The sequence below is a fragment of the Amylibacter sp. SFDW26 genome, from assembly GCF_009184395.1.
Classification (GTDB): Bacteria; Pseudomonadota; Alphaproteobacteria; order Rhodobacterales; family Rhodobacteraceae; genus Amylibacter.
The window spans coordinates 1,194,173-1,215,310 of record NZ_WEIC01000001.1; the positions used below are offsets into that span (position 1 = coordinate 1,194,173).

The following is a 21,138-nucleotide window of genomic DNA, read 5'->3' on the forward strand; positions in this document are numbered from 1 at the left end:
CCCCCTTGCACAAAAGGATAACATTGCAATGACAGATAAAGTGACCAAGACCGATGCTGAATGGCGTGCGCAATTAAGTGATTTAGCTTACAAGGTTACACGCAAACACGGTACTGAGCGTGCATTCACAAATGATAATTTTCCAAAGTCTGCAGGCACTTTTTCTTGTATATGCTGCAATGCAGCACTGTTTGATGCAGGCACAAAATTTGATTCAGGCACAGGTTGGCCTTCATTTTATGCTCCTATGTCACCAGAAGCCGTTATTGAAAAAGAAGACAATGGATTCTTTATGCGCAGAACTGAAATTTTATGCTCAAAATGTGATGCACACTTAGGTCATGTTTTTCCAGACGGCCCACAGCCCACAGGGCTGCGGTATTGTATGAATGGTGTTGCTTTGACTTTTGACGAAGATGGTAAGGCTTAGCCGTCGCCAAAAACGTCACCCAAGTCTACGTTGCCGATATTCCGGATAATCTGGCTGATAATGCCAGGGCCTTTAACAGGTTGATCTGTAACACGACGACTTAGAGCAACAACCCGGCCATCCTCCAGACCAAAGCGCTCAACATTCTCAAGAACACCTGTGTCAGCAAAAGAAAGTACAACAACTTCACGTTCTACAGGTTGTGGAGCTTTATATGCATAGTGGCGAAATTTAGACGATACATAGTACCAGTCACCATCAGCTAAAACGCCTGAACTAGAAGGCTTGCCAACCACTTCTTCAACAGTTTCACGAGTATCTGCACCAACCAACAGGTTAGCAAGCTCATCATCTGATGGTGCATAACCATGATATCTGAACGTTGCAGAGCAACCTACTATAACAGTCAAACATGCAATCGCTGCGATTGTTTTAGTTGCCTTTGTTGAAAATCCACCCACCAGAATGCCTCTTAATTTTTTTATCGCTCTTGTTCACATATCGTGACCGTGCTCTACAATCAAATATCTTCTTGGAAATCGCAACAAATTAAAATCAGAATATCCCATGACACACGCAGAAATTACCTACCCAATAAGCCTTAAGGGCATTCCAAAAACAAAACACGTGCCTTTCGACATAACTTTCACAGAAGAAGATATGTCAAAGGTTCGAACGATTCTCTCGGCTGTATCGGTTAAAAAGATGCGGATCAGTGGTAAAATCAGCCCTTTGGATGCAAAAGACTGGCTCTTATCGGCAACAGTTGGCGTAACCGTTACGCAGTCTTGTGTGATCACGTTGAAGCCCGTGCAGACCCGTTTGGATTTACCTGTAAAGTTAAAATACGTTGCAGAGTACGAAAAAGATAACGACGAATCCGTCACAGAAATGACCATTGACGAGACCATTGAGCCCTTAACAGAGGAAATTGACCTTGCTACAGTGGCTATTGAGGCTATTGCGCTGGCTCTTCCTGATTATCCAAGATCAGAAAATGCCACTCTAGAAAACGCGGTTTTTGCAGAGCCTGGCGTTAAACCAATGACGGATGAAGACACAAAACCATTTGCGTCCTTGGCAAGTTTAAAGGATAAGTTATCCCAAGAAGATAAATAAGGTGAAAAAAAGCCTTGCAGAGTTCGAATTTCTTTGTATTTTCGCGGCTCTTATACAAGGGCGTTTTTTGTGGTTAAGTCAGTTCAGTATCTGACAACATATATGAGCGCTGAAATGGGTTAACCCCCGCATTATTCTGAGGTTGTGACATGGCTGTCCCACAAAATAAAATCACTCGCTCACGACGCAACAACCGTCGTTCACACGACGCATTGGTTGCTGACAATCCAAATGAATGCGCGAACTGTGGCGAACTAAAGCGTCCACATCACGTATGTGCATCATGTGGTCACTACGATGACCGTCAAGTTATCTCTGTGGTTGATGATATCGACCTAGATGACGACGCGGCATAAGAAATGCTATTGGGCTGATTGTTGATGTCACAAGACTCGAATTCTATCAGCCCTTTTTCTTCTGAGCATATTGTTCTTTCGATCGACGCCATGGGCGGTGATCTCGGACCATCCGTTGTAATAAACGGGATGGCAAGGTTTCTTAATAGAAATCAAAATGTTAGATACATTGTTCACGGCGACGAAACAAAGCTTAAGATGCTTTTGGAAAAACGTCCTGACTTAGAAAAATGTTGCGACATTCGACACTCTGACGCAATAGTTAAGATGGAAGATAAGCCAAGTCACGTTATGCGACATGGTAAAGATACCAGTATGTGGAGCTGCATTGATGCGGTTCGAGATAAACATGCAGAGGTCGCTGTCTCGTGTGGCAACACAGGCGCTTTGATGGCTGTGTCCATGATACGCCTGCGTAAAGCACCAGGAATTAATCGCCCTGCTATCGCTATTCTATGGCCTTCAGATAACCCGCAAGGCTCAAATGTGATGCTCGATGTTGGGGCAGATATACGTGCAGAAGCATCCGATCTTTTACAATATGCAATGATGGGCGCATCTTATGCGCGCAATGGTTTAGATGTTGCGCGGCCAAGAATCGGTTTACTAAATGTCGGCACAGAAGAGCATAAAGGCCGAATTGAGCTGAAAGAGGCGCATGAACGCATCTCAGAACAAGCAGAAAATGCAAACTTTGAATTTGTTGGTTTTGTTGAAGGTGGTGATATTCCATCCGATAAAGTCGATGTAATTGTAACAGATGGCTTTACAGGTAATGTCGCACTCAAAACAGCTGAGGGAACCGCAACAGTGGTTCGCAAACGTTTGGGGCAAGCGTTTAAGCAAACACCTTTTGCAATGCTTGGCGCATTACTTGCCTATGGTTCTCTACGCCGTTTAAGTAAAAAGATTGACCCACGCCGTTCAAACGGCGGTGTTTTCTTGGGATTGAACGGCACAGTTGTCAAATCACATGGTGGCGCTGATGCTAAGGGCATCGAAGCAGCAATACGACTTGCATATCAGTTAGCACAAAACGGCTTTACAGAAAAACTAGCAGCACGTGTTGCATCTAGTACGTCTCCAAGCAATGATACAGAAAAACAATAATAAAAGGCATACAAATGAGCACGATCAGAGCCGTTCCAATCGGAGTTGGGCATTATTTGCCAAAACGTGTAGTAGAAAACGCCGAGTTTGAACAATGGGTCGAAACAAGTGACGAATGGATTCGAGGCCGCACAGGCATCGAACGCCGCCATTTTGCTGCCGAAGGCGAATTGACATCGGATCTAGCCTATTATGCTGCAATTGATGCCTTGGATGATGCTGGCATTGAAGCTTCGACAATTGATGCAATTGTTTTAGCGACATCAACACCAGATCAAACATTCCCATCCACAGCAACAAAGTTGCAAGCCAAACTTGGTATTACAGTTGGGTTTGCATTTGATTTACAAGCTGTCTGTGCTGGCTTTGCCTACGCACTAACAACAGCAAACTCTCTGATATTATCTGGACAGGCAAAACGTATCTTAGTGATCGGCGCTGAAACCTTTTCTCGCATCATGGATTGGGAAGATCGTACAACCTGTGTTCTCTTTGGCGACGGTGCTGGCGCACTAATCTTAGATGCGCAAGAAGGATCAGGCACGAATGATGATCGTGGTGTTTTATCTTGTGATTTGAATTCTGACGGTACTTACAATGACATCCTTTATGTAGATGGCGGCGTCTCTTCCACCCAAACTACGGGTGTTCTGAAAATGGAAGGACAAGAGGTTTTCAAACACGCAGTTAAAAAACTGGCGTCATCTGGTGAAACAGCTTTGGACAAAGTCGGTCTATCAGGTGATGATGTAGATTGGATTGTTCCACATCAAGCGAATTTACGTATCATAAAAAGTACAGCGCAAAAGATGAACGTACCAATGGAGCGCGTAGTAGTAACTGTACAAGATCACGGTAATACATCCGCAGCATCGATTCCTTTAGCCTTGTCTGTTGCCCACAAAAACGGGCAAATAAAGAAGAATCAGTTGCTTTTGACAGAGGCAATTGGCGGTGGATTGGCTTGGGGAGCCATTGTTTTGCGCTGGTAAGCGCCAAAACACAGGAAAATCCTCAGAATCTGTTGACACTTAAATGATGTTTTCACTAGTCTTTTTAACGGATAGGGGATTTTTATTATGAGCGACAAGACTTTAACACGAATGGATCTAGGCGAAGCTGTATTCCGCGAGGTAGGATTATCGCGAAACGAGTCGGCACATCTGGTGGAATCTGTATTAGACCATCTTTCAAATGCATTGGTTTCAGGCGAAAACGTTAAAATCTCATCATTTGGCACATTCAGCCTGCGTGATAAAAAGGCGCGCGTTGGTCGCAACCCAAAAACAGGTGAAGAAGTACCAATAACACCACGACGCGTTCTAACATTTCGCCCATCTCATTTGATGAAAGAACGTGTTTCAGCTGGTAACCAAAAATAATTAGGTAGGTTTTTATGGCCAAGTCAGCAGACGCATTTCGCACAATATCAGAAGTTGCAGAGTGGCTTGATACACCCGCCCATGTTTTACGATTTTGGGAAAGCCGTTTCACACAAATAAAACCTGTAAAACGCGCAGGCGGCAGACGCTATTACCGCCCTGCCGATATGCTACTTTTAGGTGGCATCAAAAAAATGTTGCACGATGATGGCATCACAATCAAAGGTGCCCAAAAAATACTACGCGAAGATGGCATAAAACACGTGCAGTCTTTATCTCAGCCAGTTGCAATACAGGTCACTATTAAAAAGAAAACCGAAGCAGCTACAAAAACGCCAGAAACTGTTACGGCATCACAAGAACCAATTGTTGAAGAACAAGTGGGGTTATTGGATGAGGTTGCGGATATAACAAAACAGGAAGATGAAACTGTTAATGCAGCTTCTCAGCAAAATGACGACCAAGACTTAAAGCCCGATAATATGAATACAACACAACCAAACGCTGATGAAACTATGCCTATCAGTATCATTAAGATGCCACAAAATATCAAATTGGCAGCAGATATATCTGCAATCAATTTACAAGATATCGAAGCACTTTATTTCAGCCTAAAAATGGTGCGCAACAATATGCAGCGCGCAACAGCAGGAGCGTAGATAAGACGCTTGCACAGCCCCCAATCCACGATATAACCAAGCCTAGTCGGGCTATAGCGCAGTCTGGTAGCGCGTTCGTCTGGGGGACGAGAGGTCGTAGGTTCGAATCCTGCTAGCCCGACCAAAATTCCTGCATCTGCAGGCCTATATGACGGGGGAACGATGTCACAAACGGGTCAAGGCGTATTACCGTCACAAACAATCGAAACAATGTTGGCTAGTGGTGAAATAACCGTATCGCAACCTGTTTTCGATGGCCAAGTTCAACCCGCAAGCTTAGACTTACGTCTCGGAACCAAAGCATACCGCGTTCGCGCGTCTTTCCTTGCAGGACACGGCAACAAAGTCGAAGATCGCCTGCGCGAATTCAAGATGCATGAGGTTGACCTATCAAACGGTGCCGTTTTGGAAAAAGGCTGCGTTTATGTCGTACCTTTGATGGAAGGATTAAATCTTCCTGCAGATGTAAACGCCGTGGCCAATGCCAAAAGTTCTACAGGCCGCGTTGACCTATTCACCCGTTGCATCACAGACAATGGCATCGAATTCGACCGTATCGAGGCCGGCTACACAGGGCCCCTTTACGCCGAAATCAGCCCCCGTTCTTTTTCCATACTTGTACGCCCAGGTATGCGCCTAAATCAAATTCGTTTCAGAAAAGGTCAATCCGTTTTGACAGACGAATGGTTGCAAGTCCTTCACGATGACATTGGTCTGGTAAATGGCCCTGCTCAAATCGACCAAGGCTTAGGTTTTTCTGTAGACCTTGCCATGCCAAACAATTTGGTTGGTTACCGTGCCAAACCCCATACTGGTCTGATCGACCTCGATTTGATCGACCATTACGACCCAGATGAGTATTGGGAACCTGTTTATGCAGAAAAAGGTCGCATCATACTTGATCCCGGAGCATTTTACATTCTCGTCAGTCGCGAAGCCGTCCATATACCACCCAATTGCGCGGCTGAAATGGCGCCCTATTTGGCAATGGTCGGCGAATTCCGCGTCCATTATGCAGGTTTCTTCGATCCCGGTTTCGGCAACGCAGGTGCTGGCGGCAAAGGCTCACGCGGTGTATTAGAAGTACGCTGTCACGAAGCCCCATTTGCCCTAGAACACGGCCAATCCGTTGGCCGTCTCGTCTATGAATACATGGCTGAAGTCCCTGACGTTCTTTATGGCGCTGATTTGAAATCAAATTACCAAGGCCAAGGTTTGAAACTGTCCAAACACTTTAAAACGCCGAAAGGATAACATCATGAAATTGCTACGTTACGGTCCTGAAGGCAGTGAAAAACCTGGGTGTTTGGATGCAGATGGCAATATCCGCGATTTATCTGCTCATACAACAGATTTCGTTGGAAATAGTGTTTCTCTTGAAAACATAGGCAAACTCAAAGCAATCGATACAACAACCCTACCGCTTGTAGATGGCGATGTCAGAATTGCACGCGCACTTAGAGATGTGCCTAACTTCTTTTGCATTGGCTTAAATTACGCCAAACATGCCGCAGAAACAGGGTCAGAACTACCGCCAGAGCCGCTGATCTTTAACAAGGCGACCTCTGCATTAAACGATCCCTTTGGCATAATCCAAATCCCACGCGGTTCAAAACATGTGGATTGGGAAGTTGAACTGGGCGTCGTAATCGGCAAAGAAGCGTCTTATGTATCCGAAGCAGACGCATTGGATTATGTTGCCGCCTATTGCACCATAAATGATGTATCCGAACGCGTGTTCCAAAAACACCGCGGCGGCCAATGGGTAAAAGGCAAATCTGCCCCAACATTCGGTCCTGTTGGTCCCTACTTGGTCACGTGTGATGAGGTTTCTGATCCACAGAACCTAAACGTTAATTGCTCCGTCAATGGTGAGATGCAGCAAAACTCTAACACATCGGATATGATTTTTAGCGTTGCCCAAATCATCAGCGCCATGAGCCAATATTTCACATTACGTGTTGGCGATATCATCGCAACAGGCACACCAGAGGGTGTGGGTGCTGGCAAGAAACCACAAACGCAATTCATGCGCGATGGCGATGTGATCGTAACTGAAGTCGAAGGCTTAGGTGCACAACGTCATACCGTAAAAGGTTGGGGTTAATTTCCAGCCACCCACCGTTTCCAAGCTCTTGCTGAACCGCGGAATGCGTTCAAATCCACATCATCCTCGATACCCGGAATGCGCCCTGTGCTAGAATATTGCCAAAACGTCCAAGGACGGTTTCCATAAAGCTGTGATGGGTGTTTTGCCACTGTACGCAACCAAAAATCGTAACCCTTCACACGCCACAGCTTATTTTCTTCATAAAATTTTGGTGTAGAATAAATCACAGGGCGTTTCCCATAATGCGCTGTAATTCTTTGTAAATACACCCGCATCTCTGACCGCACCCGCGCAGGGTTTGGTCTGTATTTACAAGTCTTGGAATTCGTCCACTCCATATCCAACACATGCGGCAATGATCCATTTTCACGTGGTACATTGCGAATAAACCAATTCGCCTGCTCATGTGCCGTGCGGCAAAAATAATAGAAATGATACGCACCGCGCAATACACCTGCACTACCAGAATTCACCCAATTTTCTCCAAAGCGTTCATCCAGATGATCCCCACCTTCTGTGGCTTTCATCCATGCAAAGTTCACACCGCTGCGCCTGACACGGCGCCAATCAATATCGCCTTGGAACTTGGATACATCAATGCCATGCACAGCATATTGCCAAGGACGACGCGCTGTCCATTCCACAGGATCCACATCCGTAAAACGCACATGGGTTTTTGCCAGCTTAATATTTGTGCTCTGGGCCACAACAGTATTTGACAGTGCAGCTAAACTAAAGATCATCATAAAAATAAGGCGTAGCAATAAAATGCTCCAAGGAAAATAGAATACCCTCTTAGCGTACCACAGAACATTTATAATTTCATAATCACAAAATTATTTACGCAAAAAATCGCGCATATTAATCCCGTGGTTTTTCCAACTTCCATGTCAAATGTGATTTCACCGCTCGCCACTCGGATGCAATGATCGAGTAACACGCAGTATCCCGTACCGATCCATCTGACATCACCATATGTGATCGCAATACACCATCCAGCTTTGCACCCAAACGTTCAATTGCAGAGCGGCTCTGTGTATTCATAAAATGGGTTCTAAACTCTACAGAAATACAGCCTAACTCTTCGAATGCATGTTGTAATAACAATAACTTACACTCTGTATTTAAAGGTGTGCGTTGCACAGATTTGCGGTACCATGTCGATCCAATTTCAATCCGTTTGTTTATCGCATCAATATTCATAAAAGTCGTCATGCCGACCGCACACCCACTTGCTTTATCAATGATAGCAAACGGCAGCATTGATCCTGCTTCGCGCAAGCCAAGGCGACGTTTTATCTCTGCACCCACATCTTCTGGCTTTGGGATCATTGTATACCAAAGGCGGTACAACTCTCCATCTGCCGCAGCCTCAACCAGATCGGCCTCATGCGCGATGGTCAAGGGTTCTGCTATGACGTGATCACCTGTAACAGTAAAATCTTCTGGCCAATGTGACATTATCAATCCTCTAAATCTCTGCTTTTCATCTACGCAAAGAAAAACAGGACTGTCGAGCATTTCCGAACAAATTCGGACACCCAATAACCCTGTTTAAGAAATTTGAAATTAAGGCTGACTTACTTTGCGCTTGGCAATTCGTAAATGCCACCGTTTGCTTTGGACCATTCCAAAGGCGCATTCAAAAACGCTTCCACTTGGTTCAAAGTCTCTTCATCAAACTTGCCTTGAACACGTGCTTCTTTCAAAACATCCCACCAAGTGACAAGGTAGTGCAGTTTCAAGCCGTGCTCATCCAGCATTTCATGCGTATTTTTGAAAATGTCGTAATAAAATACTACCAAGATATGTTCGCACTCAGCACCTGCACGGCGGATCGCATCTGCAAACATCAGCTTTGATCCCCCATCCGTTGTCAGGTCTTCAACCAACAACACGCGTTGACCTTCGGAAATATCGCCCTCGATCTGCGCATCACGACCATAGCCTTTTGGCTTTTTACGCACATATTGCATCGGCAGGTTCATTTTGTCCGAAATCCAAGCCGCAAACGGAATACCGGCTGTCTCACCACCTGCTGCTGCATCAAACTGTTCAAAACCTACGTCACGGTACAGCGTTGAAACAGCAAAATCCATCAAAGCTGAACGAATACGCGGGTATGAAATCAACTTACGGCAATCAATATAAACAGGTGAGGCCAAACCAGATGCGAATGTATATGGTTCATCCGAGCGGAAATTCACCGCACCAATTTCCAGCAACATTTTAGCGGCCAATGAAGCCATAGTTTCTTTATCTGCAAATGTGTTTGGAAATGTCATCGCGGTACGCCCCTTTAGATTTATGAACCTTTAGCCAGATTCGCAGGCCAAGCCAAGTCAAACTGCGCAATTGAGCATTCGGAACGATCAGGTTAGACAGCCATATGAGTTCAGATCACATAATATCCTGGCACCAAGATGCCGTTTTAACCGATAGCAGTGGAAGTAGTATAGCAGCTCATGCCGCGAAGCCTCATGCAAACTGTGATCCCTTAACACCTATATCAAGCCTACCCAGCTATATTGCAGGCATAAGCTCTGGCCATCTGCCACTCATGGGGCATTTTGATGGGGAACGTCCAAGCGTAATTGGAGATTTTCTTACTCAAACAGGTGGTAGCACAGGTCAGCCAAAAATAATCCAACGCAGCAGTGAAAGTTGGCTGTGCAGTTTTCATTATATGCATGAACACTATGCTATTGACCCAAATGCACGTGTCGCAGCTCTTGGATATCTTAACCACTCCCTTGCTCTATACGCAGCCCTAGAGGCATTACATCTAGGCGCCGACTTTCATGCCCTATGTGGCTTGTCACCAGCACAATGTGCAAAAGCAATGCAGGAACGCGGTATTACACACCTATACGCCACACCAACTCAATTACGGTTGCTGGCATCCACACCTATACCAACTGTGAATTACGTCTTTGTTGGCGGCGGTATGATGGATGTTCCAAACAAAACACATGTAACGCAAGTATTTCCGAATGCAGAAATAATAGAATTCTACGGTTCAGCGGAAACAAGCTTTATAACCCTATCAGACAAATACACCCCAACTGGATCAGTTGGAAAACCCTTTTTGGACGTTCGTATCGAAATCAGAAATGAGCGCAAAGAATTATGCGCACCAAACTTAGTGGGGGACGTTTGGGTGAAAACCCCACTCCTGTTTAACCAATATCTTTTCACCTCATCAAACGTCACACAGAAAAACGGCGATTATATTTGTGTAGGTGAAAAAGGGTCGCTTGATAAAAGCGGCTATCTATTCATAAAAGGCCGCACAGATCGTGCCGTTAATATCGCTGATCAGATCGTATATTTAGACCAGATCGAGACAACACTGCAATCCATCCCCAACCTTGAAAATATAGCACTATTTGCAAAGCCCGATGCTTTGCGTGGAAATATCATACACGCTGTTATACAATCTGAATCCATTACCTTAAAAGATATAGCATCTGTATTACCAAGGGCGATACAACCCCGTTCTTTAGTAACCGTTTCAAAATGGCCGCTGTTACCGTCAGGTAAAACCAATTACAAAGCTTTGGAACACCTCATCAAGGGCACCAGTGATGACAACTAAGGCTTATATCATCAGCGCAAAGCGCAGCATCGTCGCACCAATCGGTGGTGCCTTAGCTGCATTAGAGGTTCATGATTTAGCGGCTCCTGTTATCACAGATTGCCTGAAAACAGCACATATCAAATCCGATCAAGTGGATGAGCTTATCCTATCAAATGCCCTATATGGCGGTGGCAATCCTGCCCGCCTTGCGGCTTTAGCCGCTGAATTACCAGAAAAGGTGGCAGGCCTCAGCATAGATCGCCAATGTGTTGGCGGACTGGATGCCATTTTATTGGCTGCTAATATGGTAAAATCAGGCGCAGCAGACATTGTTATTGCAGGTGGAGTAGAAAGTTATTCACGCCGCCCAGTCAGACATAAAACATTCACAGACGGTAGTGCACCTGAAGCATACGATCGCCCCCCTTTCACACCATGGGCAGATCGCGATCCTGAGATGCATATTGCTGCAGGTGATCTTGCAAGCCATTTAAGTATCTCTCAAGCGGATCAAGATACATGGACGATCGAAAGCCATGCAAAAGCTTTACAGCACGCGGATCAGCTATTTCATGAAGTCACGCCTGTTGCGGGGCTATCAGACACATCTGATCCTTATGCTCGCCCTCTAACCCATGCTCTATGCAAACGCGCAAAACCGTTGTCGGGCACAGTAACAAGCGCCAATACAGCCACAGCTGCGGACGCTGCTGCATTCTGTGTGGTTGTTTCTGAAGAGGCTCTTAAAAATATACCAAATTCAAAGGCCATTGAAATAGGCCCAGGAGCAACAGTGGGGGCTGATCCAACGTTACCAGGCCTAGCACCTGTCGCCGCGATCAAAGCCATCGGTGCAGACAAACAAACCTTCACTCATATTGAAATTATGGAAGCTTATGCAGCCCAAGCCATCGCTTGCACACAAGAAGCGGGCCTAGATCCCACTAAAGTAAACCAAAAAGGTGGCGCATTGGCGCGCGGGCACCCAATCGGTGCTTCAGGAACAATTCTTGCCGTCAGACTATACAATGATTTGCTAGAAACGGGCGGCACTGGGTTGGTTGCCATTGCAGCTGCGGGCGGTATTGGAACCGCCCTGCAGCTAAAATCTTAAGCGCGGGAAAATACCGCCGCTGGACGTGCTTTATAAAGAGCTTGTGTGATGATACCTGCCAAAACAGCCTTGATAAGATCGCCTGGGATAAACGGCATCATTGTCGCTGTAGATTCGATCACACCCTTGCCCGTGCCAACCATGTAATATGGGATCGCAATCGCATAAAGCACGCCAATACCGCCAATCACTGCTGCAATACCTGCAACCACAGCAATAGAACCAAATTTGAAGTTTTCCATAATAAAGCCTGCAAAGAATGCAGCAAATGGAAACCCAAACAAGAAACCAGCCCAAGGTGTGCCAAACACACCCAAACCACCACGACCACCTGCCAATAATGGCAAGCCAAGTGCAACAAGAACTAGGAATAAAACAACTGCCATAGTGCCACGTTTTGATCCCAATACTGTACCACACAGCATGATGCCCAAACTTTGCGCTGTAATAGGTATACCGCTTACCAATGTGAACTTTGGCAACAAGCCAAGTGCCGCAATCAATGCTGCAAATAATGCTACATAAGCAATATTACGTTCCATAGAACAATCCTTTTATATGCTTCTATACGCCCCCACGTGCCTTCAAGGCTTCGGCAACACGATCCGCATCATCGACTGCAGTCAGGAACAGTGGCATCACTATGCGCCACCCAGCCCGCTTGGCTGATCGTGCCCGCCAACTTTCCCTAAGGGCAGAGGCTTTGTTTATAAGAACAGGTGTAAAGCGGATGACCATAGCGGTTGCAACCCCGAAAACACGCGTATTAACACCTAATTTCGCCAATGGTGTCAGGCAATATTCCACTATCGTAATCATTTCACTCAATTTAGTGGTCATCGTCACCAAATTCGCCAATGCCACCAATGTCAGCATACGCAAAATTATAGATAAGCCCGCAATAAAATCCGAAGTGAATATATGGAACAGTAAAATGACCGCTGCAAAAACAGCAATTGGTCGCATCATCCAAATGGCATAACGCAAAACATCACGCCCTAAAAGCAAATGCAAAATAGCTACGCCAACCAACAATCCAGACAATAGGAATATATTGGCAATCGGAAAGACTAAAGCCGAAACAATCGCAAGCCCAGCCAGCTTCCACCCCGCAGGTATAGCGTGTGCTTTCGTTTTACGCGGTAGGGTCAGCGCTAGCATCTTGCTCTCCCAACTTTACCATCTCAGCACTGAAGTCTTGCAGCACGTCACCCGCAAGTCCATCGCCAACAATCTGTCCTTTTTCCAACCACAGCACACGGTCAAAATATTTCAGTTTTTCTGGGTCATGCGTGATCATAATAATTTGCTGATCCAACGTTTCCAACCAACGGTGCAATTGTAACGACGTGGGTATATCCAAACCCGCATAAGGTTCATCTAATACAATCGTTTTTGGCTCCATCGCCAACACAGACATCAAACATAAAAAATGCCTCTGGCCTTGGGATAACGTGTGGGTGCTACGATCATACCAATGTGCGCGATTATGATAGGATAATGTTAATTCCGCTTTTTCAGCAGCACGTTCGCGTGACATTCCCAATTGCTGCAGCCCAAATTCTATCTCTTCCCCAACAGTCGGAAAGATAATTTGGTGATCAGGGTTTTGGAAAATAATGCCCACGGTTGATAATGCCGCATTGCGATCCTTGACAACATCCACATTATTTACCATCACTTTTCCAACATCAGAAGTGACTAATCCCGCCAATAAGCGCGAAAAACTAGACTTTCCCGACCCATTGCGCCCAACTATGCCAATGCGGCGTTCTGACAGTTCCACCGTAACAGGCCCCAAGACATGGATGCCTTGTGGGCGATATTCAACATCTTTAAAAATCACAGTCACGGTATTTTGACGCCTATTGTTATATTGGCTTTGCCACTAACATCTTTTGCTATGGTGGGACAAGCCAAGACACTTTAGACTGCGCTCTTGTGACCACATGTTTCTAGCATCGGATAAATCGCCATGAGTGCCGTAAACTTCAACAACAGCTACGCATCCTTGCCAGAGGTTTTTTATACCAAGCAAAAAGCAGACCCAGCGCCCGCCCCATCATGGATCAAAACCAATGATGCGCTGGCAAAAAAACTGGGCATAGATGTAAGCTTTTTAAACTCGAACGCAGGCCTAGACATGCTATCAGGACGCGCAGTAACTGATGGATCATATCCATTGGCCATGGTCTACGCTGGTCACCAATTCGGCGGCTGGTCCCCGCGCTTGGGTGATGGTCGCGCATTGTTATTGGGTGAAGTCATCGGCACTGACAATATCCGCTACGACATCCAACTTAAGGGATCGGGACGCACCCCTTATTCGCGTGGCGGTGACGGCAAAGCTGCCGTAGGCCCAGTTATCCGCGAATACATAGTCTCCGAAGCAATGGCGGCTTTGGGCGTACCTACAACCCGCGCCCTAGCTGCAGTCACCACAGGCGAAGATGTTATCCGTGAAACCCGCTTACCAGGTGCAATCCTAACGCGCGTTGCTCAATCTCATATTCGCGTAGGAACATTCCAATACTTCTACGCCCAAAACGACAAAGCATCACTGAAAACCCTGGCTGATTACGTAATTGACCGTCACTATCCAAAGGCACACGGTACTGAAAACCCAATTCAGGCGATGTACAACAGTATCGTCACGCGCCAAGCCAAACTGATCGCACTTTGGATGAAATATGGTTTCATCCACGGCGTCATGAACACAGATAACTGTCAAATTGCAGGCGAAACCATCGATTACGGCCCCTGTGCTTACATGGATACGTTCCACCCTATGAAGGTTTTCAGTTCTATTGACGAACAAGGTCGCTACGCATGGGGCAAACAGCCCCACCTAGCCCATTGGAACCTATCGCGTCTTGGTGAAGCCTTGATGCCAATCTGGGGAAAAGACGACGATACAACCACGGCAGAAATCAGTACGGCTTTGGATACCTTCAGCGACACTTTTAACGAAAACTTCTATGCCGCCTTTGCTCAAAAGCTTGGTTTGCCTGAACTGGACAGCCAATCGGCACCGTTTTTAGAGACAACGTTCGAAACAATGACATCGAATAAGATCGATTTCACCCTCTTCTTCGCTCATTTGCGCCGCTCAACAGATCCGACCTACCAAGAAAAACTCATCAATCTGTTCGAAACACCAGAAGCAGCAGGCATATGGCTTGGCCAATGGGATACATTAAAAGCAAAATCAGGCATCTCCGCCAATGACAGCCAAACGGCAATGGATACGGCGAACCCGATCTATATCGCGCGCAACCACCGTGTCGAAGAAGCCATTCAGGCAGGGTTACAAGGCAATTACGAGCCGATGAATGCCTTGCACGACATTTTACAAAACCCTTTCACCCAACAAGACGGCGCTGAAACCTATGAAGCAGCGCCAGAAGCCACAGAAATTGTACAACAAACCTTCTGTGGAACCTAAGTCTTGAATTTAATTGCCCTGAAGTCCCCAAGTTTTCGCCTGTATTTCATGGGCTCCATGTCAGCCGTGAACGGATTGTGGATATTACGTATCCTCATCGGGTGGCTCGCGTGGGAATTAACAAATTCTGCCAGCTTCGTAGGATGGATCGCAGCCTTATCCCTGCTTCCATCGCTCTTCATAGGTCCTTTCTTTGGGGTCATGGTTGACCGCGCCAGTATCAAACTTGCTGCTTTTTGTACCAACGCATCAATCATCCTTTGCGTTTGCACACTTTTAGCGATCCAAATCGCGGATATCTTAACCCCCACATTACTCTCTATCTGTACACTTGCTATAGGCATCGTCACTGCTGGTCATCACCCCGTTCGCATGTCTTTAGGCCCCCGTTTGGTTGGGCGCGAACACGTAGGATCAGTCGTCGCCCTAGCCGCTTTAAATTTCAACACCGCCCGTATGATCAGCCCCGCAATTGGCGGTATTATCATCGATCTTTTTGGGATTACAGCGGCTTTGGCCATCACAATATTATTCTATCTACCCAGCTTAATCGTTGTTCCATTCTTACGACCACGCGACCGCGAAAAAATTACAAAAAAAGAAGCGTTTTCAACAGCTTTCACTAACGGGCTGAAATATATTTCGCAACGCATCGAGCTAAAATTAGTTCTAGCCATGACCGCATTAATGTCTGCATCTATCCGCAGTACGACCGAAATCCTTCCTGTCGTGGCAGATGGCATTTTTAACAGTGGCGCAACAGGTCTTGGTCAACTGGGTTCAGCTGTCGGTGCTGGTGCATTACTATCCGCAATCGTCAAAGCACTCGGCCCTGTTCAAACAGATCACACTCTTAAAGGCAGCCCTTTAATCATAGCTGCAATTGGCATCACAACCGTCTTTATATTCGGTAATTCTGAAAACTGGCCTCTGACCCTGTTCACCGCAGCAATTCTTGGATTTTGCAGCACTTACTTGGGCGTCGCCATGCAGTCCGCCATGCAATCCGACCTCCCAGACGGGTTTCGTGGCCGTGTCATGTCCATCTGGACAGTCACTACAATGGGGGCAACAGCCATAGGATCACTTGCTGTCGGAGCCATAACAGAACTACTCCAACTGCCAATGGCGACGTTTTTATTATCATTTGTGTGTTTTATCGCGCTTATCGCCCTGCGGTTTCAGGTATCACAGTCCCAAAAGTTGTAACTTACGAGATAACACAGGAAACATTTCATCATGTCCAAACAAACCGTCCTTATCACATCCGCAACAGGCCGCATCGGTAAAGAGCTGGTTGCACGCTTGGCACAAAAAGGCCAATTCAACGTCCGCGCCTGCTATTTCAGCGAAAGCAAAGCGGAACAATTAAAGACTCTAGGCGCACATGAAGTCGTAAAATTCGACCTATCCGACCCAAACACATGGGGCCCAGCTCTGGATGGCGTATCAGCAATTTATTCCGCTTCCCTTGATCCAATGTTAGAGGGTCACTTGGCATTCTGCAAAGAACTTGGAAACCGCAAAGCAGATATCAAACATGTCGTACGTGTCAGCTGTATGGGCGCAGATACAAATACAGCATCTTATGATGCAGATACACATGCATCCCGCGCGGGGGCTGCTATCCCATTGATGTTGCAACACTATTGGTGGGGTGAAAAAGCACTTTTAGACGAAGGTTTGAATGTCACAGTCCTGCGCAATAACTTCTTTATGAACCATCTTTTAAAAACAGACAGCGAAAGCATTGATACCGAAGGTTGGTTCAGCAACCCATTGGGTGACATGCGCAACTCATTCGTTGCCACACGTGATATCGCCGAAGCCGCTGATGTGGCTCTTTCAGAAGGCCCTGAAAAACACAGCAACAAATTCTATGACATCACAGGCCCGCAGCCACAATCCATGGCAGAAATCGCCGCTGATCTGGGCCGCGCAATGGGCAAGGAAATCGAATACCGCGCCCAATCCATGGTCGATTTTGAAAACGACTTTGGCGCTACGCGTGCAGAGTTCTTTGAATACCTGACGAATGGTTTCTACACACGCTGCAGTCCAGATTTTTACAATCTGACAGGCCATAAACCAACCTCATACTACGATTACTTAACCACCAAAGGCGCAAGTGGTGAAACAGGCCTAGAAGAATTATGGCAGGGCAACCTTTGGAAAAAAGGTGAAGACGCTATGAAAGACGCTGCAAACGCAACAAAGTAATAAAAACATGATACGATTAAGCATCACAATGCCCGTTCACCCTTTAAAATGGGCATTGTTTCAGTGACTTAGATAAAGTCACACTCTGGCCATACTCCTATGTAAAAAAGCATAAAACTTACGGAGCATTGGGTTATGTCACAAGCGATAGAACAAACACGTCCGACTGCAAGTCTCATTGGCGTTGCCTTAGGTGCCTGTGCATTGCTGCTCGTTATGACCCATTTTTGGGTGGGCCCCTTTGCCCCGCAACAAAATGTTGCAGTCAGCATCGGGGAGCTTGCAGGTGAAATTCGTCAAGCAGCAACACGTGCTTTGACGGGCGCTCCTCAACCCGAACCCCAAACAGCACCTTGGAATATTGATGACACTTTAAAACTGGTTGGCACACTTCTTGCGGGTAGCGCTGTCATACTTGGTATCATTGGATTTATCCGCCACGAAACGCGCCGCCCAATCACTGGAGCTTTAGCACTTGGTATCGGCGCAATCCTATTTCAGATTGCCACTTGGACAATCTTAATGGTTATAGGTGTCATCTTACTCATTGGGATCATGCAAAATATGGGCGAAATTCTCGGCGACTGGATTTAAAACTAAGTTTTCCAATACGCTTGATGCTGTGCAGCAATCTTTTCCTCTAACTCTGGAAACGGGCCGCGCACCTCAACAGGGCGGCGTCCAGAGTTGAAAATCACACGACATTCCAAATCTTGCGTCTGGTTTTCAGGATCTTCTCCTGTCAATTCCCCCAAACGATGCTCTGTCATACCAAAAACGACAGCACCAATTTCTGCCCAATAAATTGTTCCTGCACACATCGAGCAAGGTTCAACAGATGTATAAAGCGTGGCTTTATTCAAAGTCTCAACATCAAACTTCCGCGCAGCCGCACGTGCCAAATTGGTTTCGGCATGTCCAGGACCGCGATCGAATGAGAAATTATTTTTGCCTTCCAGCAAAACATCACCAGCCTCAGATACTAAAACAGCCCCAAACGGGTGATTACCCTCTTTCACAGCCTCATCAGCCAATGAAATTGAACGTTCTAAATGTTTGATGTCTGTATTGCGATGCATTCACTTTCCTAACGTTCAAATGTGAATTAAGGCTGAAACATAATATGCTTAATGTCTATCAAAATATTAGAGCTTATAGGGGATCCCATAAAACTTATTTAGCAAGTTTCTTTGTCGCAAACACACACATACCCACAGCGACAGTCACCATAATCATAGACCATTGTATTTGTTCACCAAGCAATCCAGCTGCAATCATCAATCCAAAGAAAGGTTGCAAAAGTTGCAATTGCCCAACAGCAGCAATCCCCCCTTGCGAAAGACCACGATACCAGAACACAAAGCCAATCAACATACTAAATAACGAAACATAGATCAATCCAACCCATCCAGATAGCTCTATACCTGCAAATGTTACGGGGCTTGTTATGTAAGCCAAAAAAACCATTATTGGGAACGAAAGAACAAGAGCCCAAGATATTACCTGCCATCCCCCCAATCTGCGGGATAGCTTTGCCCCCTCGGCATAGCCAAACCCACATGCAACAATGGCACCAAGCATTAAAAGATCGCCAACCAAGGTCACGTTAAAACCTTGTGTTAAAGCAAAAATAAAGACCAATGAGCTACCCAGTATTGAAAACAACCAAAACATGGCACTTGGGCGTTCTCCCGCCCGCAATACCGCAAAGGCCGTAGTGGCCAAAGGCAACAAACCGATATAAACAATCGAATGTGCTGATGTGACATGCTGCAAAGCAAGCGCTGTTAAAAGTGGGAAGCCAACAACGACACCTAAAGAGACTAGAATAAGAGAGAAAAGATCACCACGCTCAGGACGTTTTTGGCGAAAGAGCATAAGAAGCATCATAGCTAGGACAGCGGCAACACTCGCTCTAGCTGTTGTCAGAAAAAATGGATCAAATGATTGTACGGCGACACGTGTTGCTGGCAAAGATGCGCTAAAAATCAACACACCTAAAAACCCATTCATCCATCCGTTCATAACAACATTACCCTTCTATTCTGGGTTTCTTATTGCTTTGAAATGCATTTTAGGTACAGTGACAAATCAGTACAATATACAAAAACTGTACTGCTTGTAAAATAGGTACAGTTCAAATGCCATCATCGTTCAAGCCACCTGAAAACATCTCGCGCACTGAATATGTAATGACAGAAATCAAAGACCGTTTAGCAACTCGCAAGCTTGGGCCGGGATCAAAGCTTCCTTCAATTAGAAACTTTGCAACAACTATGAAAGTTTCAAAATCCACAGTTGTAGAAGCTTATGAACGTTTAGCTGCAGAAGGTATAATAAGCTCTCAACGCGGTTCTGGATTCTATGTAACAGGTCATATTCCTCCGCTTTCTTTAACTGACATGGGGCCGAAATTAGATCGCGCGGTCGATCCCTTTTGGGTTTCCAGACAATCTTTGGAAACAAACGAAACCTTCTTAAAACCAGGATGCGGCTGGTTGCCCACTTCATGGATGCCCGAAGACAGTATCGGCGCTGCAATGCGGTCTTTAGCACGCAAAGGATCTAACTCCTTAACAGAATACGGCACACCATTAGGTTTCGCCCCGCTACGCCACCATTTATCTCGTCGTATTGACGCTCAGAATATCGACGTTTCCCCCGACCAAATCATTCTCACAGACTCTGGCACACAAGCTATAGACCTTTTATGCCGTTTCTTTTTAGAGCCCGGCGACACAGTCTTAGTAGACGACCCATGTTACTTTAACTTCAATGCTTTGCTAAGGGTTCATCGCGCGAAAATAGTAGCAGTGCCTTACACGCCAGCGGGCCCAGATGTTGAACAATTCAAAGCTATCCTCAAAGATCATAAACCCCGTCTTTATATTACAAACTCTGGGTTTCATAATCCCACAGGGGCATCAATCTCACCAATTACAGCCCATAAGCTTCTAATACTTGCAGAACAATTCAACTTAACAATTATAGAAGATGATATTTTTGGCGACTTTGAAACAACCCCCGCTCCCCGATTGGCATCCTTCGACGGACTTGAACGCGTCATATATATTGGCAGTTTTTCCAAGACTATTTCTGCATCTGTACGCTGCGGTTACATTGCCGCGCGCCCAGATTGGATTGATGGTCTAGTCGATCTAAAAATCGCCACAAGTTTCGGTGGAAATGTATTCAACGCAGAACTGATATGGCATGTCCTGAAAAACGGCTCTTACCGCCGACATATACAAGATTTGCGTGAACGCCTTGCAAAAGCTCGGATAGACGTTCAATCCAAACTTGAATCACTCGGCATAACACCTTGGATAACCCCAAAAGGTGGGATGTACCTATGGTGCCGCCTTCCAGACGGTATTGATTCTGCGCAATTGGCACAATCCGCTCTCCCGCAAAATATCGTGCTTGCTCCAGGAAACGTGTTCAGTGTTTCAGGAACAGCAAGCCAATTTATGCGCTTCAATGTAGCGCAATCATTACAGCCTAATTTATATGCGACATTAGCCTTAGAACTCGAAAATTTATGGTCAAAAAAAGAGGGGGGATAAAATCCCCCCAGTCTATGATTCAGGCTCTTATATAACCGCTCTAGTTT

General features: G+C 45.9%; 25 protein-coding genes and 1 tRNA gene. 17 read left to right on the forward strand and 9 right to left on the reverse strand.

Annotation, left to right across the window (positions count from 1 at the left end; all coding sequences use genetic code 11):
* Nucleotides 1-28: 28 nt before the first annotated feature.
* Nucleotides 29-430 (forward strand): peptide-methionine (R)-S-oxide reductase MsrB, encoded by a 402-nt coding sequence (gene msrB / locus F9L33_RS06025; RefSeq protein WP_152141808.1) that lies wholly within the window; start codon nucleotides 29-31, stop codon nucleotides 428-430.
* On the opposite strand, the gene F9L33_RS06030 is transcribed toward msrB, so the two are convergent.
* Nucleotides 427-891, reverse strand: a complete 465-nt coding sequence (locus tag F9L33_RS06030; protein ID WP_152141809.1) for an outer membrane protein assembly factor BamE — start codon at nucleotides 889-891, stop codon at nucleotides 427-429. The genes msrB and F9L33_RS06030 overlap by 4 nt on opposite strands.
* Before the next feature lie 106 nt (nucleotides 892-997).
* On the opposite strand from F9L33_RS06030, the gene F9L33_RS06035 reads away from it, so the two are divergent.
* The 9 genes from F9L33_RS06035 to F9L33_RS06075 all read left to right on the forward strand — a co-directional run bounded on the left by F9L33_RS06035 (nucleotide 998) and on the right by F9L33_RS06075 (nucleotide 7,163).
* Nucleotides 998-1,549, forward strand: coding sequence for a DUF177 domain-containing protein (locus F9L33_RS06035; protein WP_152141810.1), 552 nt, complete (start codon nucleotides 998-1,000; stop codon nucleotides 1,547-1,549).
* A gap of 149 nt (nucleotides 1,550-1,698) precedes the next feature.
* The gene (rpmF, locus tag F9L33_RS06040; protein ID WP_152141811.1) at nucleotides 1,699-1,905 is read left to right on the forward strand and encodes a 50S ribosomal protein L32; all 207 of its coding nucleotides are present in this window, start codon (nucleotides 1,699-1,701) and stop codon (nucleotides 1,903-1,905) included.
* Nucleotides 1,906-1,926: 21 nt separating this feature from the next.
* The gene (plsX, locus tag F9L33_RS06045; RefSeq protein ID WP_152141812.1) at nucleotides 1,927-3,015 is read left to right on the forward strand and encodes a phosphate acyltransferase PlsX; all 1,089 of its coding nucleotides are present in this window, start codon (nucleotides 1,927-1,929) and stop codon (nucleotides 3,013-3,015) included.
* A gap of 14 nt (nucleotides 3,016-3,029) precedes the next feature.
* Entirely contained in the window at nucleotides 3,030-4,007 is a 978-nt protein-coding gene (locus F9L33_RS06050) for a beta-ketoacyl-ACP synthase III (protein ID WP_152141813.1), read from the forward strand.
* 87 nt (nucleotides 4,008-4,094) lie between these two features.
* Nucleotides 4,095-4,397 carry an integration host factor subunit alpha gene (gene ihfA, locus F9L33_RS06055; RefSeq protein ID WP_152141814.1) on the forward strand — a complete coding sequence of 101 codons (303 nt, stop codon included), beginning with the start codon at nucleotides 4,095-4,097 and terminating at the stop codon, nucleotides 4,395-4,397.
* Nucleotides 4,398-4,411: 14 nt separating this feature from the next.
* Nucleotides 4,412-5,056 (forward strand): MerR family transcriptional regulator, encoded by a 645-nt coding sequence (locus tag F9L33_RS15895; protein ID WP_226803967.1) that lies wholly within the window; start codon nucleotides 4,412-4,414, stop codon nucleotides 5,054-5,056.
* 47 nt (nucleotides 5,057-5,103) lie between these two features.
* Nucleotides 5,104-5,180: transfer RNA gene (locus tag F9L33_RS06065), tRNA-Pro, on the forward strand.
* A gap of 38 nt (nucleotides 5,181-5,218) precedes the next feature.
* The gene (locus F9L33_RS06070; RefSeq protein WP_152141815.1) at nucleotides 5,219-6,310 is read left to right on the forward strand and encodes a 2'-deoxycytidine 5'-triphosphate deaminase; all 1,092 of its coding nucleotides are present in this window, start codon (nucleotides 5,219-5,221) and stop codon (nucleotides 6,308-6,310) included.
* A 4-nt stretch (nucleotides 6,311-6,314) separates the two neighbouring features.
* Complete coding sequence (locus F9L33_RS06075; protein ID WP_152141816.1) at nucleotides 6,315-7,163, forward strand: fumarylacetoacetate hydrolase family protein; 849 nt, start codon at nucleotides 6,315-6,317, stop codon at nucleotides 7,161-7,163.
* Here the strand turns inward: F9L33_RS06075 and F9L33_RS06080 are convergent.
* From F9L33_RS06080 to F9L33_RS06090, 3 genes are all read right to left on the reverse strand, one after another.
* Nucleotides 7,160-7,930, reverse strand: a complete 771-nt coding sequence (locus F9L33_RS06080; RefSeq protein WP_226803969.1) for a glycoside hydrolase family 25 protein — start codon at nucleotides 7,928-7,930, stop codon at nucleotides 7,160-7,162. The two genes, F9L33_RS06075 and F9L33_RS06080, sit on opposite strands and share 4 nt — an antisense overlap.
* Nucleotides 7,931-8,027: 97 nt before the next feature.
* Complete coding sequence (locus tag F9L33_RS06085; protein WP_152141817.1) at nucleotides 8,028-8,627, reverse strand: GNAT family N-acetyltransferase; 600 nt, start codon at nucleotides 8,625-8,627, stop codon at nucleotides 8,028-8,030.
* A 119-nt stretch (nucleotides 8,628-8,746) separates the two neighbouring features.
* Nucleotides 8,747-9,451: an orotate phosphoribosyltransferase gene (locus F9L33_RS06090; protein WP_152141818.1), complete on the reverse strand. Its 705-nt coding sequence runs from the start codon at nucleotides 9,449-9,451 to the stop codon at nucleotides 8,747-8,749.
* Nucleotides 9,452-9,555: 104 nt separating this feature from the next.
* Between F9L33_RS06090 and F9L33_RS06095 the strand changes: the two genes are divergently transcribed.
* Together F9L33_RS06095 and F9L33_RS06100 are read left to right on the forward strand one after the other, a co-directional pair.
* Nucleotides 9,556-10,764, forward strand: a complete 1,209-nt coding sequence (locus F9L33_RS06095; RefSeq protein WP_152141819.1) for an AMP-binding protein — start codon at nucleotides 9,556-9,558, stop codon at nucleotides 10,762-10,764.
* Nucleotides 10,754-11,860, forward strand: coding sequence for an acetyl-CoA C-acyltransferase (locus F9L33_RS06100; RefSeq protein WP_152141820.1), 1,107 nt, complete (start codon nucleotides 10,754-10,756; stop codon nucleotides 11,858-11,860). Before F9L33_RS06095 ends, F9L33_RS06100 begins: the two co-directional genes overlap by 11 nt.
* On the opposite strand, the gene F9L33_RS06105 is transcribed toward F9L33_RS06100, so the two are convergent.
* From F9L33_RS06105 to F9L33_RS06115, 3 genes are read right to left on the reverse strand one after another with little or no spacing between them, the layout of a single operon-like run.
* The gene (locus tag F9L33_RS06105) at nucleotides 11,857-12,402 is read right to left on the reverse strand and encodes a biotin transporter BioY (protein ID WP_152141821.1); all 546 of its coding nucleotides are present in this window, start codon (nucleotides 12,400-12,402) and stop codon (nucleotides 11,857-11,859) included. The two genes, F9L33_RS06100 and F9L33_RS06105, sit on opposite strands and share 4 nt — an antisense overlap.
* A gap of 22 nt (nucleotides 12,403-12,424) precedes the next feature.
* Nucleotides 12,425-13,021, reverse strand: a complete 597-nt coding sequence (locus tag F9L33_RS06110; protein ID WP_152141822.1) for an energy-coupling factor transporter transmembrane protein EcfT — start codon at nucleotides 13,019-13,021, stop codon at nucleotides 12,425-12,427.
* A complete protein-coding gene (locus F9L33_RS06115; protein ID WP_152141823.1) occupies nucleotides 12,996-13,712 on the reverse strand; it encodes an energy-coupling factor ABC transporter ATP-binding protein in 717 nt (238 codons plus the stop codon). The genes F9L33_RS06110 and F9L33_RS06115 overlap by 26 nt, the downstream gene beginning before the upstream one ends.
* 123 nt (nucleotides 13,713-13,835) lie before the next feature.
* Here F9L33_RS06115 and F9L33_RS06120 point away from each other — a divergent pair, with 123 nt between their 5' ends.
* From F9L33_RS06120 to F9L33_RS06135, 4 genes are all read left to right on the forward strand, one after another.
* On the forward strand, nucleotides 13,836-15,305 hold the full coding sequence (locus tag F9L33_RS06120; protein WP_152141824.1) for a YdiU family protein: 1,470 nt from the start codon (nucleotides 13,836-13,838) through the stop codon (nucleotides 15,303-15,305).
* Between the two features lie 3 nt (nucleotides 15,306-15,308).
* Nucleotides 15,309-16,514, forward strand: a complete 1,206-nt coding sequence (locus tag F9L33_RS06125; RefSeq protein WP_152141825.1) for an MFS transporter — start codon at nucleotides 15,309-15,311, stop codon at nucleotides 16,512-16,514.
* 30 nt (nucleotides 16,515-16,544) lie between these two features.
* Nucleotides 16,545-17,525, forward strand: coding sequence for an SDR family oxidoreductase (locus tag F9L33_RS06130; protein ID WP_152141826.1), 981 nt, complete (start codon nucleotides 16,545-16,547; stop codon nucleotides 17,523-17,525).
* Nucleotides 17,526-17,660: 135 nt separating this feature from the next.
* Entirely contained in the window at nucleotides 17,661-18,119 is a 459-nt protein-coding gene (locus tag F9L33_RS06135) for a hypothetical protein (protein ID WP_152141827.1), read from the forward strand.
* Nucleotides 18,120-18,121: 2 nt separating this feature from the next.
* Here the strand turns inward: F9L33_RS06135 and F9L33_RS06140 are convergent, their stop codons facing one another.
* A complete protein-coding gene (locus F9L33_RS06140) occupies nucleotides 18,122-18,604 on the reverse strand; it encodes a nucleoside deaminase (RefSeq protein ID WP_152141828.1) in 483 nt (160 codons plus the stop codon).
* Between the two features lie 94 nt (nucleotides 18,605-18,698).
* On the reverse strand, nucleotides 18,699-19,550 hold the full coding sequence (locus F9L33_RS06145; RefSeq protein ID WP_152141829.1) for a DMT family transporter: 852 nt from the start codon (nucleotides 19,548-19,550) through the stop codon (nucleotides 18,699-18,701).
* Between the two features lie 116 nt (nucleotides 19,551-19,666).
* On the opposite strand from F9L33_RS06145, the gene F9L33_RS06150 reads away from it, so the two are divergent.
* On the forward strand, nucleotides 19,667-21,091 hold the full coding sequence (locus F9L33_RS06150) for a PLP-dependent aminotransferase family protein (protein WP_152141830.1): 1,425 nt from the start codon (nucleotides 19,667-19,669) through the stop codon (nucleotides 21,089-21,091).
* The last annotated feature ends 47 nt before the right edge of the window (nucleotides 21,092-21,138 follow it).